General features: G+C 54.9%; 8 protein-coding genes. 2 read left to right on the top strand and 6 right to left on the bottom strand.

All coding sequences use genetic code 11. From position 1 onward, the window contains the following. Positions 1 to 3 precede the first annotated feature (3 nt). A complete protein-coding gene (gene malQ / locus IB214_RS01440) occupies positions 4 to 2,091 on the bottom strand; it encodes a 4-alpha-glucanotransferase (protein ID WP_117342468.1) in 2,088 nt (695 codons plus the stop codon). 12 nt (positions 2,092 to 2,103) lie between these two features. Continuing rightward, complete coding sequence (gene malP / locus IB214_RS01435; protein WP_117342469.1) at positions 2,104 to 4,497, bottom strand: maltodextrin phosphorylase; 2,394 nt, start codon at positions 4,495 to 4,497, stop codon at positions 2,104 to 2,106. Between the two features lie 630 nt (positions 4,498 to 5,127). On the opposite strand from malP, the gene malT reads away from it, so the two are divergent. After that, positions 5,128 to 7,833 carry an HTH-type transcriptional regulator MalT gene (gene malT / locus IB214_RS01430; RefSeq protein WP_115257291.1) on the top strand — a complete coding sequence of 902 codons (2,706 nt, stop codon included), beginning with the start codon at positions 5,128 to 5,130 and terminating at the stop codon, positions 7,831 to 7,833. Between the two features lie 41 nt (positions 7,834 to 7,874). Here the strand turns inward: malT and IB214_RS01425 are convergent, their stop codons facing one another. The 3 genes from IB214_RS01425 to glpE all read right to left on the bottom strand — a co-directional run bounded on the left by IB214_RS01425 (position 7,875) and on the right by glpE (position 9,968). After that, entirely contained in the window at positions 7,875 to 8,633 is a 759-nt protein-coding gene (locus IB214_RS01425; RefSeq protein WP_096759257.1) for a DeoR/GlpR family transcriptional regulator, read from the bottom strand. 74 nt (positions 8,634 to 8,707) lie between these two features. Beyond that, complete coding sequence (glpG, locus tag IB214_RS01420; protein WP_115257290.1) at positions 8,708 to 9,538, bottom strand: rhomboid family intramembrane serine protease GlpG; 831 nt, start codon at positions 9,536 to 9,538, stop codon at positions 8,708 to 8,710. 103 nt (positions 9,539 to 9,641) lie between these two features. Beyond that, the gene (gene glpE / locus IB214_RS01415; RefSeq protein WP_096759255.1) at positions 9,642 to 9,968 is read right to left on the bottom strand and encodes a thiosulfate sulfurtransferase GlpE; all 327 of its coding nucleotides are present in this window, start codon (positions 9,966 to 9,968) and stop codon (positions 9,642 to 9,644) included. Positions 9,969 to 10,159: 191 nt separating this feature from the next. Here glpE and glpD point away from each other — a divergent pair, with 191 nt between their 5' ends. Then, positions 10,160 to 11,668 (top strand): glycerol-3-phosphate dehydrogenase, encoded by a 1,509-nt coding sequence (gene glpD / locus IB214_RS01410; RefSeq protein WP_117342470.1) that lies wholly within the window; start codon positions 10,160 to 10,162, stop codon positions 11,666 to 11,668. Between the two features lie 182 nt (positions 11,669 to 11,850). Here glpD and glgP read toward each other — a convergent pair whose 3' ends face one another. Beyond that, positions 11,851 to 14,298: a glycogen phosphorylase gene (glgP, locus tag IB214_RS01405; protein ID WP_115257289.1), complete on the bottom strand. Its 2,448-nt coding sequence runs from the start codon at positions 14,296 to 14,298 to the stop codon at positions 11,851 to 11,853. Positions 14,299 to 14,305 lie beyond the last annotated feature (7 nt).

Raw genomic sequence — 14,305 nt, 5'->3', positions numbered from 1 at the left:
TTTTTACTTCTTCTTCGCGGCAGCTTTTCGCCGTTTGTCCAAATCCTTAATCAGCTTGTTCACCCCGCCATCGGCAAACATCGCCTCAAGCGTCGTCGTCAGCTTACGCCGCCAGTTTTTGTACTGGTCGCTGGTCCCCGGAATATTGACCGGCTCCGCCATATCCAGCCAGTCCTCCGGCTGCAGGCCCAGTAGGGCGCTGTTGCTGTCGGCGATATAGCGCTGCATACCCCGGTTGAGGATCGGCGTCATCGACATCAACGACGCCTTGTGTCCGGCGCGTTTTGGCAGACAGCCGTATTTGTGCAGCGCATCCAACAGGCCCTGCTTCGCCAGTTCACGGTCCTGATACAACCCGCGCAGCACAACTTCATCCGGGTACAGCCCCAGCGTTTTACCGAGCGTCAGATCACCGCTGTCCCAATAGCCTTTAAGCGTAGGAAGGTCATGCGTCGCCGCGACTGCCATTGATTGTTCCGGGTACGCCTGCGGCGCGCGGAAGTTCTTCTCATGGTCATTCTCAAAATAGAGCACTTTGTAGGAATACACGCCGCTGTCACGCAGCTTGCTGACAATTTCTACCGGTACAGTACCCAGGTCTTCACCAATCACCATACAGTGATGACGTTGACTTTCCAGCGCCAGAATAGAAAGCAGGTCGTCGACCGGGTAATGCACGTAGGCGCCGTGATCGGCAGTTTCGCCGTAGGGGATCCACCACAAACGCAGCATCGACATTACATGGTCAATACGCAGCGCCCCGCAGTTCTGCATATTGGCACGCAGCAGCTCGATAAACGGCTCGTAGGCGCGCGCGGTGATGATATGCGGATCCATCGGCGGCAGGCCCCAGTTCTGACCGAGCGGACCAAGAATATCCGGCGGTGCACCAACGGACGCTTTCAGGCAGTACAGCTCACGGTCACACCAGGTTTCCGCCCCACCTTCTGCTACGCCGACCGCCAGATCGCGGTACAACCCGATAGGCATTGCAAAGCCCTGACTGGTTTCCCAACAGGCAGCAAACTGGGTATACGCCAGCCACTGTAGCCAGAGGTAGAAATCCACTTCATCGCGGTGCTCTGCGCAGAACTGTTTCACCGCCGGTGAGTCCACCGTCCGGAAGTCTTCCGGCCACGCAGGCCAACCCCAGCGCGACTCATCTTCTTTCACCTGATATGCATGCAGCGCGTCGAACGCCGCCTGCCAGTAAAGACTTTCACCTTCCTGAGCCACAAAACGACGGAATGCCGCCATCTGCTCATCATCACGCACGGAGAACCCTTTCCATGCCAGACGTAGCGCGGTCATCTTCAGCGTGGTCACTGTGGTGTAATCCACCCACTCGGCATCGCGGGCCTGTTGCAGAGCTTGCTGCGTGGCTGGCTTCTGCCACCAGCTCTGCGCCGCTTTGCTCAGACGGAAGTCCTCTACCGCATTCACATCAATGTAGATCACGTTCAGCCAACGGCGCGAAGACGGGCTATACGGGCTGGCGCTCTCCGGGTTCGCCGGATACAGCGCGTGGATCGGGTTGAGGCCAATAAACGCCCCGCCGCGTTTAGCCACTTCCGGCAGCATCGCCTTCAGATCGCCAAAATCACCAATCCCCCAATTGTTCTCTGAACGCAGGGTATAAAGCTGGACGCAGGCACCCCACAGCTTTTGCCCGGCCAGCAGCGCCTGCGGCTCATAGCAACGTTTTGGCGCGACGATGATGCGGCAATGGCTGCGCGCTTCGTCCTGAGTCAGGGTGAGCGTGTGATACCCCTCCGGCAACTTCGCCGGAAGGTGAAAAGATTTACCGCCAGTGACATGCCCTTTGTGCTGCACACCGTCTTCGGTGGTCAGCAGCCAGCTAAATTCACCACTCCCTTCAACCGCCAGCGGCATTTTTTTGCCGACGGTATACACCATCACGTTTGGCACCGGAGTCACCGCCACTTTCGTGGCGGCGGTAGTACGATGCATGGCGTCAAGCAAACGCCGTTTGGTATCGGCGCCAATAGACTGCGGTTTACCGTGGGCATTAATGTAATTGGGGCTGATCCCCGCCGCCAGCGCGGCATTATCCAGACGTTTGCCTTCCATCGCGGTTCCTTATTAGCGTTTTGCCTGCCAGATACGAGCCTGATAATCGCGGATGGAGCGATCCGAGCTGAACATGCCACAGCGTGCGGTATTCAGGATCGCCGCCCGGGTCCAGGCCTCCTGGTCACGGTACAACACATCAACCTGCTTCTGGGCTTCAACGTAGGCGGCGAAGTCGGCCATCACCAGATACGGGTCACCGCCCTGCTTACCGATGCTGTGCAACATCTGATCAAAGGCGTGTTTATCACCGTTGCTGTATTTGCCGCTTTCCAGCTCTTTCAGTACCGCATCCAGCACTTTGTCTTTCTTGCGCCATTTCACCGGGTCATAGCCTTTCGCCTTCAGCGCCTTCACCTCTTCCACGGTGTGGCCAAAGATAAAGATGTTTTCATCACCCACTTTCTCGGCGATTTCGACGTTAGCCCCGTCCAGCGTGCCCACCGTTAACGCTCCGTTCAGCGCCAGCTTCATGTTGCCGGTACCAGACGCTTCTTTGCCCGCCGTCGAGATCTGCTCAGAGATATCCGCCGCCGGGATCAGCATTTCCGCCGCTGAGACACAGTAATCCGGCAGGAATACCACCTTCAACTTGTCGCCGACGTGCGGATCGTTATTAATGGTTTCCGCCACTTTGTTGATAGCAAAGATGATGTTCTTCGCCAGGTAGTAACCCGGTGCCGCTTTCGCGCCAAACAGGAATACGCGCGGGACGCGATCTGCCTGCGGGTTCTCACGAATTTCTTTGTACAACGCCAGAATATGCAGCAGATTCAGGTGTTGGCGTTTGTACTCATGCAGACGTTTGATCTGAATATCAAAGATGGCGTCGGTGGTTATCTCAATACCGGTACGCGCTTTAATAAACGCCACCAGGCGCTGTTTGTTCGCCAGCTTGATGTCGCGATACTGCTGACGAAACTTAGCGTCGTCGGCGTATTTTTCCAGGTTGATCAACTGGTCAAGATCGTTGGCCCACTCTTTCTTCAGCGATTTATCCAACAACGCAGCAAGTGCCGGGTTGCACTGTTTAATCCAGCGGCGCGGCGTAATACCGTTAGTCACGTTATGGAATTTGTTCGGCCACAGCTGGTGATATTCCGGGAACAAGTCTTTCACGACCAGATCAGAGTGCAGCGCCGCTACGCCGTTAACAGCAAAGCCGCTAACCACGCACAGGTTCGCCATGCGTACCTGCTTGTTGTGCACGACTGCCAGCTTCGCCCACACCGCATCGTCGCCAGGCCAGGTTTTATCCACCAACGTCTTAAAGCGGTCGTTAATCTCTTTGATGATTTGCATATGGCGCGGCAGCAGCGCTTTTATCAGTTTCTCATCCCAGCACTCCAGCGCTTCCGGCATCAGCGTATGGTTGGTATACGCGAACGTTTTGCTGGTAATCGCCCACGCGTCTTCCCAGCTCATCTGATGCTCGTCAATCAGCACGCGCAGCAGCTCAGGAATGGCGATGGTCGGGTGGGTGTCGTTCAGCTGAATGACTTCGAAATCAGCCAGTTGATGCAGCTTACGCCCTGCCAGGTGATGGCGGCGCAGAATATCGGCTACCGAACAAGCACACTGGAAGTACTGCTGCATCAGGCGCAGCTTCTTGCCCGCCGTGTGGTTATCGTTCGGGTAGAGCACTTTAGTCAGTTTTTCAGCGTCGATACCTTGCTGCTCTGCACGCAGGAAATCGCCGTCGTTGAATTTGGTCAGGTTAAACGGATGCGCGTGGCTGGCCTGCCACAGACGCAGCGGTTGCGCCACGCCGTTACGATAACCGAGCACCGGCAGATCCCAGGCCTGGCCGGTGATGGTAAACCCGGGCGTCCAGTGACCTTCTTTGCTAACTTTGCCGCCAATACCGACCTGCACATCCAGCGCCTCGTTATGACGGAACCACGGATAGCTTCCGCGATGCCAGTCGTCCGGCGCTTCCATCTGTTGGCCATCAGCAAACGACTGACGGAACAGGCCGTACTGGTAATTCAGGCCGTAGCCCGTCGCGGACTGGCCGACCGTTGCCATTGAGTCGAGGAAGCAGGCCGCCAGGCGCCCCAGCCCACCGTTACCCAGCGCCGGGTCGGTTTCTTCCTCCAGCAGGTCGGTCAGATTGATGTCGTGCGCTTTCAGCTCATCGCTCACTCCCTGATACCAGCCCAGGTTTAGCAGGTTGTTGCCCGTCAGGCGACCGATCAAAAACTCCATCGAAATGTAGTTAACATGGCGCTGGTTTTTAGCGGGTTTCACCGCAGGCTGGGCGCTGAGCAATTCAGCCAACGCCCCACTCACGGCCTGCCACCACTGACGTGACGTCATTTCGTGAGCCGACAGTAAACCAAAGCGCTGCCACTGACGAGTCAGGGCCGCTTGAAAGAGATCTTTGTTGAAGGTTGGCTGTGACATAGGGGTTCCAGATCCTTAGGTAATAAACAACGTTATCGCTAGTTTGCCAGGCTCAATGTTGACCTTCCTCATCCTGGTGAGGATTAGGGAGGGAGGAGGTGCGGGGATGAGCATAAAAATGTGATCGCCGCCACTTAAAGGAGAGGGTATTGCCCGTCGTTACGCAGAATACCCACATAAAATACCTGCCAATGCGACAGGTTTTTCGCATTAACCAAACGGGACTCAGCAGACAATATCAAATAGCGGGATACGGTTGAGAAAAAATATGTAAACAGAGAAACAGTTTCTAACCTGAAATACATATAGTGATTAAGATATTTCACACGAAAGTTTTAAGTCGATCGCGAATACCCATGACAACACTCCGGACAATACACGAGTCATAAAAAACGAGTGGGTATTTTCGCGACCATCAGAATAACGCCAAACCCAGTCGCCACGGCCTTTGTGGCCCCTAAGAGCAATTATTGCAATAGATGTATAGAATTGTGACATAGTGCAAATTCAGACACACAAAAAACCCGCTTAGCTTGCATAAAATGACTTTCTGGCCGACCTTATAGCTATTAATTACGAAGCGCAAAAAAAATCATTTTCCCCATTTTCACACAGTGAAGTGACTAACATATGTTGATTCCGTCTAAATTAAGTCGTCCGGTTCGTCTCGACCATACGGTGGTTCGTGAGCGCCTGTTGGCTAAACTTTCCGGCGCGAACAATTTCAGGCTCGCCCTGGTAACAAGTCCTGCTGGTTATGGAAAAACGACGCTGGTTTCACAGTGGGCGGCGGGGAAAAATGAACTGGGCTGGTTCTCACTGGATGAGGGTGATAACCAGCAGGAACGCTTTGCCAGCTATTTGATTGCCGCTATTCAACAGGCGACCGGTGGACACTGTACGACCAGTGAAGCCATGGTACAAAAACGCCAGTACGCCAGCCTGACCTCACTGTTTGCTCAGCTCTTCATTGAACTGGCAGAATGGCATCGTCCGCTGTACCTGGTGGTGGATGATTATCACTTAATCTCTAATCCGGCCATCCACGAAGCCATGCGTTTTTTCCTGCGCCACCAACCTGAGAATCTCACGCTGGTGGTGCTGTCACGTAACCTACCGCAGCTGGGTATTGCCAACCTGCGGGTGCGCGATCAGCTATTGGAAATCGGCAGCCAACAGCTGGCCTTCAACCATCAGGAAGCGAAACAGTTCTTCGATCGACGTTTATCCTCCCCCATTGAAGCGGCGGAAAGCAGCCGCATGTGCGATGACGTCGCCGGGTGGGCTACCGCATTACAGCTGATCGCCCTTTCCGCACGCCAGAACAATCATTCCGCGCACCAGTCGGCACGACGCCTGGCCGGGATCAACGCCAGCCATTTATCAGATTATCTGGTCGATGAAGTGCTGGACAGCGTGGATCTCAGTACCCGCCACTTCCTGTTGAAAAGCGCCATATTACGCTCCATGAACGATGCGCTGATTGTCCGGGTGACCGGGGAAGAGAACGGCCAAATGCGACTGGAAGAGATTGAGCGTCAGGGACTATTCCTGCAGCGGATGGACGACATCGGCGAATGGTTTAGCTATCACCCGCTGTTTGGTAACTTCTTACGCCAGCGCTGTCAGTGGGAACTGGCGGCCGAACTCCCCGAGATCCATCGCGCCGCTGCAGAAAGCTGGATGGAGCAAGGTTTCCCCAGCGAAGCCATTCACCATGCGCTGGCGGCAGGCGACGCCCATATGCTGCGCGATATCCTGCTCAATCATGCGTGGGGGTTGTTTAACCACAGCGAGCTGGCGCTGCTGGAAGAGTCATTAAAAGCGCTGCCGTGGGAAAGCCTGCTGGAAAATCCACGTCTGGTGCTGCTACAGGCCTGGCTGATGCAGAGCCAGCACCGCTACAGTGAAGTGAACACCCTACTGGCGCGCGCTGAGCAGGAAATGAAAGGTGATATGGAGCCAACGCTGCATGCCGAATTTAATGCACTGCGTGCTCAGGTAGCGATTAACGACGGTAATCCTGACGAAGCTGAGCGTCTGGCAAAACTGGCGCTGGATGAGTTACCGATCGCCTGGTTCTACAGCCGTATCGTCGCCACCTCGGTGCACGGCGAAGTCCTGCACTGTAAGGGCGACCTGACGCGCTCGCTGTCATTAATGCAGCAAACGGAGCAAATGGCGCGTCATCATGACGTCTGGCATTACGCGTTGTGGAGTTTGATCCAACAAAGCGAAATTTTATTTGCCCAGGGCTTTTTGCAAGCCGCCTGGGAAACCCAGGAAAAAGCCTTCCAGTTGGTGAAAGAGCAACATCTGGAACAGCTGCCTATGCATGAATTCCTGGTACGCATCCGCGCGCAGCTCCTGTGGGCCTGGGCGCGGCTGGACGAATCCGAAGCGTCTGCCCGCAGCGGCATTGAACTGCTTTCCACCTTTCAGCCGCAGCAGCAGCTACAGTGTCTGGCACTGCTGGTACAGTGTTCGCTGGCGCGAGGCGATCTGGACAATGCCCGCAGCTTGCTCAACCGTCTGGAAAACCTGCTGGGCAACGGACATTATCACAGCGACTGGATCTCCAATGCCGATAAGGTCCGCGTGATTTACTGGCAAATGGTCGGTGACAAAAATTCGGCCGCCAACTGGCTGCGTCATACGCCGAAACCGGAGTTTGCCAACAACCACTTCCTGCAAGGTCAGTGGCGTAACATTGCCCGCGCGCAGATCCTGCTCGGTGAATTTGAACCGGCAGAAATTGTGCTGGAAGAACTCAATGAAAATGCGCGCAACCTGCGCCTGATGAGCGATCTCAACCGCAACCTGTTGTTGCTGAATCAGCTGTACTGGCAGGCTGGACGCAAAAATGATGCACAGCGCGTGTTACTTGATGCACTGCAGCTGGCGAATCGTACCGGGTTTATCAGCCATTTTGTGATTGAAGGCGAAGCGATGGCGCAGCAGTTACGCCAGCTAATCCAGCTTAATACGTTACCGGAACTCGATCAGCATCGCGCCCAGCGCATTCTGCGTGAAATTAACCAACATCACCGCCACAAATTCGCCCACTTTGATGAAGGGTTCGTGGAGCGTCTGCTGACCCATCCCGAAGTCCCGGAGCTTATCCGCACCAGTCCGCTGACCCAGCGCGAATGGCAGGTGTTAGGACTGATTTATTCCGGCTACAGCAACGAGCAAATCGCCGGTGAGCTGGCCGTTGCCGCGACGACCATCAAAACGCACATCCGCAATTTGTACCAAAAACTCGGCGTGGCTCACCGCCAGGACGCGGTACAGCATGCGCAAAAACTGTTGAAGATGATGGGGTACGGGGTGTAATTAGCCCGGAGGCGTTAACGCTTACCGGGCCTGTCGCTGGCTTAGCACAACTCCAGCTGAATATGGTGGTCGGCAATCACCTGCATCACGCCCGCAGGCGGCAGAGTGTCGGTATACACGGCGTCCACCATGCTGATGCTGCCCATATTCACCATTGCATTTCGACCAAACTTCGAATGATCCACCACCAGCATTACATGCCGTGAATTCTCAATAATGGCGCGTTTGGTGCGGACTTCGTGGTAATCAAATTCCAGCAATGAACCATCGCTGTCGATACCGCTGATCCCCAAAATACCGAAATCCAGACGAAATTGTGAAATAAAGTCGAGGGTGGCTTCGCCCATAATGCCGCCATCGCGGCTACGCAGTTCGCCCCCGGCCAGAATAATGCGGAAATCTTCTTTCACCATCAGCGTATTGGCCACGTTGAGGTTGTTGGTCACAATACGCAAGTTGCTATGGTTCAGCAGCGCGTGAGCGACGGCTTCCGGCGTGGTACCAATGTCAATAAACAACGTGGAGCCGTTCGGGATCTGCGTGGCGACCTTACGGGCAATGCGCTCTTTTTCTGCCGTCTGCGTGGCCTTACGATCATGCCAGGGGGTATTCACCGAGCTGGAGGGCAACGCCGCGCCGCCGTGGTGGCGCAAAATCATGTTCTGATCGGCCAGGTCGTTAAGGTCCCGGCGAATCGTTTGTGGGCTGACGGAGAAATGCTCCACCAACTCCTCAGTGCTGACGTATCCCTGTTTTTTTACCAGTTCAATGATCGCGTCATGTCGTTGTGTTTGTTTCATTATTGTTCCCTGGAATTTTGCCGGATGGCGCTAACGCTTATCCGGCCTACAGTTTGCTATCACAACACTCTCATTCAAGTTCGTTTTCGCACATTGAGCGTGTCTGCCAATGCCATAGCCAGACCAACGGCCAGGCCAGCCATATGTGCGCCGTTCGCCATCGACATACCAAACAGATCGAACCAACCGGCAATAATCCAAATCAAGGCAAAGAGAATCAAACCACGCTGCAGGAAAATACCGCTTTGCGGATCGCGTTCGCCGCGTAGCCACACATAGCCCATCAACGCATACACCACGCCAGACAACCCACCAAACCACGGGCCGCTGAATTTCTGCTGCACATAGCCGCTCAGCAGGGCGCTGATAACGGTAATAACGATCAGTTTTCCGCTGCCCAACCGCTTTTCTACCGCCCCGCCGAGATACCACCACCACAGCAGGTTGAAGAGGATGTGCATCAGCGAGAAGTGCATAAAAGCGTGGGTGAAATAACGCCAGAATTCAAATTTCAGCGAGGGATCGAACGGCCACGCTAACCACAGCATCACCGTTTGATCGCCCACCACATTCATGGCGATAAACACCAGCACACACGCGGCCATCACCACCCAGGTGACCGGTCCGGCGCGTTCGCGCAGCGTGGCAAGAAACGGAAAACGTTGATAGTGCAGGCCACTGTCGGTTTGGCCGGACTGCCAGCTGGCCGCCAGGTAACGCGGGTCGCCTGGGTTTTCCAGAAAACGCGCCAGCTCAGCGCGCACGCGTTCAGCCTGGGACTCATCCGCCAGCCAGACATCCGTTTGACTATGTTGCTGAATCGTCAGGATAACGCCCTGTGTCGCCATATAATCAACAAAGGCCTGCGCCACGCGGGGGTTAGCAAAAGAGGTAATCATCAACATCGTTGCTGTCGCTTATTCCACACAAAAGAGGACAGTATATCGACACTACCCGTTTCAGGCTGCATCTTTGTTATATCCGCCATACTTCACTGTAGCGTCGGGCTTACGCACCAAACGTCACTTCCGCAGGAAAATGTCGATGCCAGGCATCGAATCCACCGTCGATGCTGTACACCGCATCGTACCCCTGCTGAAGCAGATATTGTGCCGCACCTTTACTGCTGTTGCCGTGGTAACACATCACCAGCACAACGGTATCAAAATCATGGTCACGCATAAAGGAACCCAGCGTGTCGTTAGTCAGGTGAAACGCCTGTGGCGCATGGCCCATGGCATAGCTTTGCGGATCGCGGATATCCACCAGCACCGCCGTTCCGTGCAGCAGCTTCTGATGGGCTTCTTCGACATTGATACATTCAAACTGATCCATGATGTTCTCTTATTATTTCTGTGCAGGTAACCAATATTACCTGGCAGTGTACGTCGCCTGCACAGGTAAACGCCATAATGTTATATGTATCACTGTAAATTGTTTATCCGATGTTACCAATGGCGCGATTCTTTGCTATTATGCTCGATAACGAACATTAATGAGCTATAACGAAAGTGCGAGAGGCCAGCATGGAAACCAAAGATCTGATTGTGATAGGTGGAGGCATCAACGGTGCCGGTATCGCGGCAGATGCCGCTGGACGCGGTTTATCCGTGCTGATGCTGGAAGCGCAGGATTTAGCCTGTGCAACCTCCTCCGCCAGCTCCAAACTCATCCACGGTGGCCTGCGCTACCTGGAACACTACGAATTTCGTCTGGTCAGCGAAGCGCTGGCTGAACGTGAAGTCCTGTTGAAGATGGCACCGCATATCGCCTTCCCGATGCGCTTTCGTCTGCCCCATCGCCCACACCTGCGTCCGGCCTGGATGATCCGTATTGGTCTGTTTATGTACGATCATCTGGGCAAACGCACCAGTTTACCGAGTTCCACTGGTTTGCGTTTTGGCGCAGATTCTGTGATGAAACCCGAGATTGTGCGCGGTTTCGAATATTCTGACTGTTGGGTAGACGATGCGCGACTGGTTTTGGCAAATGCCCAAATGGTTGTGCGTAAAGGCGGGGAAGTATTAACCCGTACTCGCGCCACCTCCGCTCGTCGTGAAAACGGTCTGTGGATTGTCGAAGCGGAAGATATCGATACCGGCAAGAAACACACCTGGCAGGCTCGCGGCCTGGTTAACGCCACCGGTCCGTGGGTGAAAGAGTTCTTCGACGACGGTATGCACCTGCCTTCACCTTACGGTATCCGCCTGATTAAAGGCAGCCACATTGTGGTGCCGCGCGTACACACCCAGAAACAGGCATACATCCTGCAAAACGAAGATAAACGTATTGTGTTTGTCATTCCGTGGATGGATGAGTTCTCAATTATCGGCACCACCGACGTCGAATACAAAGGCGATCCTAAAGCAGTGAAAATTGACGACAGCGAAATCAATTATCTGCTGCAGGTCTACAACGCACACTTTAAGAAACAGCTGGGCCGCGAGGATATCGTCTGGACCTACTCGGGCGTACGCCCGCTGTGCGATGACGAGTCCGACTCGCCGCAGGCTATTACCCGCGATTATACGCTGGATATCCACGACGAAAACGGCAAAGCACCGCTGCTGTCAGTCTTCGGCGGCAAGTTAACCACCTACCGTAAACTGGCCGAGCACGCGATGGAAAAACTGTCGTCGTACTATCAGGGCATCGGTCCGGCATGGACCAAAGAGTGCATCCTGCCTGGCGGTGACATCGGCGGCGATCGCGAAGATTACGCGGCAAAACTGCGCCGTCGCTATCCGTTCCTGACCGAATCACTGGCGCGCCACTATTCGCGCACCTACGGCAGCAACACCGAGTGGATCATCGGCGAAGCGACCTCGCTTGCTGAGTTAGGCGAAGACTTCGGGCACGAGTTCTATGAGGCAGAGCTGAAGTATCTGGTCGATCACGAATGGGTACGCCGCGCCGACGATGCGCTGTGGCGCCGCACGAAAGAAGGCATGTGGCTGAACGCTGAGCAGCAGGCACGCATGACCCAGTGGCTGGCGGCGTATGTTGAAAAACACCAGCTGTCGCTGGCGTCCTGATAAAAATGCCGGATGCCGGCTGACGCCTTATCCGGCCTACAAGAGTGCATTAACGTAGGCCGGGCAAGCGAAGCGCCCCCGGCAACGAGCGCCCTGTAGACCCGGTAAGCGTCAACGCCACCGGGCATTTTGCCGGATGGCGGCTAACGCCTTATCCGGCCTACAGGTAGCCCTATCTCTTGTTACAACCGTACTGAATCAATATGCCAGATGTTCTCGGCGTACTCTTTGATGGTTCTGTCCGATGAGAAGTAGCCCATGTTGGCGATGTTAATCATTGCCTTGGTGGTCCACTGCTCCGGCTCGCGGTACAGTTCATCAACCTTGTCCTGACAATCGACATAGCTACGATAATCCGCCAGCACCTGATAGTGGTCACCGAAGTTGATCAGCGAATCCACCAGGTCGCGATAGCGTCCCGGCTCTTCAGGACTGAAGACCCCGCTGCCAATTTGCGTCAGCACCTGATGCAGTTCCTCATCTTTCTCGTAATACTCGCGCGGCTTGTAACCTTTGCTACGCAAGGCCTCCACCTCTTCTGCGGTATTCCCGAAGATAAAGATATTCTCCGCACCCACATGCTCCAGCATCTCGACGTTGGCTCCGTCCAGCGTACCGATGGTCAACGCACCGTTCAGCGCAAATTTCATGTTACTGGTCCCGGAGGCTTCGGTCCCGGCCAGTGAAATCTGCTCAGACAGGTCGGCGGCAGGAATGATCACCTGCGCCAGACTGACGCTGTAGTTCGGGATGAACACCACCTTCAGCTTGTCGCCAATCTGCGGATCGTTGTTGATCACTTTCGCCACATCGTTGATCAGATGGATGATGTGCTTCGCCATGTAATAGGCCGACGCGGCCTTACCGGCGAAGATATTCACGCGCGGCACCCACTCGGCGTCAGGATCGGCCTTGATGCGGTTGTAGCGGGTGATCACATGCAGCACGTTCATCAGCTGGCGTTTGTACTCATGAATACGCTTGATCTGCACATCAAACAGCGATTTCGGGTTCACCACCACGTTAAGCTGCTGGGCGATAAGCGTCGCCAGACGCTTTTTATTCTCCAGCTTCGCACGGCGTATGGCCTGGTTCACCAGAGGGTAATCACAATGCTGTTCCAGCTCGCTGAGTTGGCTGAGATCGGTTCGCCAGGTACGGCCAATGTTCTCGTCCAGCACCTCAGAAAGCGGCGGGTTGGCCAGCGCCAGCCAGCGGCGCGGCGTCACGCCGTTGGTGACGTTGCAAAAACGCGTCGGGAAGATTTTCGCAAAATCAGCAAACAGCGACTGCACCATCAGGTTGGAGTGCAGCTCAGACACGCCGTTTACTTTATGGCTGACCACCACCGCCAGCCACGCCATACGCACGCGGCGGCCGTTGGACTCATCAATGATCGAGGTACGTCCCAGCAGGCCGGTATCGTTCGGATACTGCTCCTGCAACGTCTTCAGGAAGTAGTCGTTAATCTCAAAGATGATTTGCAGATGGCGCGGCAGGATCTTGCCCAGCATATCCACCGGCCAGGTTTCCAGTGCTTCGCTCATCAGCGTGTGGTTGGTGTACGAGAACACCTGGCAGCAGACCTCAAACGCATCGTCCCAGCTAAACTTGTGCTCATCAATCAGCAGGCGCATCAGCTCAGGGATCGACAACACCGGGTGGGTATCGTTGAGGTGAATGGCGATTTTATCCGCCAGGTTGTCGTAGGTTTTGTGCAGCTGATAATGGCGGCTCAAAATATCCTGGATCGTCGAGGAGACCAGGAAGTACTCCTGGCGCAGACGCAGCTCGCGCCCGGAATAGGTGGAGTCATCCGGATACAGTACGCGGGAGACGTTCTCAGAGTGGTTTTTATCTTCCACCGCCGCAAAGTAGTCGCCCTGGTTAAATTTACCGAGGTTGATTGCGCTACTGGCCTGAGCATTCCACAGGCGCAGCGTATTGGTCGCGTCAGTGTCGTAGCCCGGGATAATCTGGTCGTATGCTACCGCGAGGATCTCTTCGGTCTCGACCCAGCGCATCTTCTTGCCTTCCATCTGAACACGGCCACCAAAGCGCACTTTGTAGCGCGTATTGTGGCGTTTGAACTCCCACGGGTTACCGTATTCCAGCCAGTAGTCCGGCGACTCTTTCTGTCGGCCATCAACAATATTCTGCTTGAACATGCCGTAGTCGTAGCGAATACCGTAGCCGCGGCCCGGCAGGCCTAACGTCGCCAGCGAGTCGAGGAAGCAGGCTGCCAGACGCCCGAGGCCGCCGTTACCGAGGCCGGGGTCATTTTCTTCGTCGATCAGATCTTCGAGATCCAACCCCATGCCTTCCAGCGCATTTTTGACATCGTCATAAATTCCCAACGATAACAGTGCATTGGAAAGCGTGCGGCCAATCAGAAACTCCATTGACAGGTAATAGACCTGGCGAGTTTCCTGAGATAATTGCGCACGATTAGAACGCAGCCAGCGCTCCACGAGGCGATCGCGCACCGCGAACAACGTGGCGTTCAGCCACTCATGTTTGTTGGCAATGACCGGATCTTTGCCAATCGTGAACATCAGCTTGTAGGCGATAGAATGCTTAAGAGCCTCTACGCTGAGTGTGGGCGATGCATAACTAAATGGAGCATTCATATAGGTG

The sequence above is a fragment of the Citrobacter sp. C1 genome, assembly GCF_014596895.2.
Lineage (GTDB): Bacteria > Pseudomonadota > Gammaproteobacteria > Enterobacterales > Enterobacteriaceae > Citrobacter > Citrobacter gillenii.
This window is presented reverse-complemented; position numbering and strand designations above follow the sequence as displayed.

Coding starts and splice junctions, on each gene's coding strand:
- glpG (WP_115257290.1), bottom strand. CDS start 9,538: ATGTTGATGATTACCTCTTTTGCTAACCCCCGCGTGGCGCAGGCCTTT.
- malQ (WP_117342468.1), bottom strand. CDS start 2,091: ATGGAAGGCAAACGTCTGGATAATGCCGCGCTGGCGGCGGGGATCAGC.
- malT (WP_115257291.1), top strand. CDS start 5,128: ATGTTGATTCCGTCTAAATTAAGTCGTCCGGTTCGTCTCGACCATACG.
- IB214_RS01425 (WP_096759257.1), bottom strand. CDS start 8,633: ATGAAACAAACACAACGACATGACGCGATCATTGAACTGGTAAAAAAA.
- glpE (WP_096759255.1), bottom strand. CDS start 9,968: ATGGATCAGTTTGAATGTATCAATGTCGAAGAAGCCCATCAGAAGCTG.
- glgP (WP_115257289.1), bottom strand. CDS start 14,298: ATGAATGCTCCATTTAGTTATGCATCGCCCACACTCAGCGTAGAGGCT.
- malP (WP_117342469.1), bottom strand. CDS start 4,497: ATGTCACAGCCAACCTTCAACAAAGATCTCTTTCAAGCGGCCCTGACT.
- glpD (WP_117342470.1), top strand. CDS start 10,160: ATGGAAACCAAAGATCTGATTGTGATAGGTGGAGGCATCAACGGTGCC.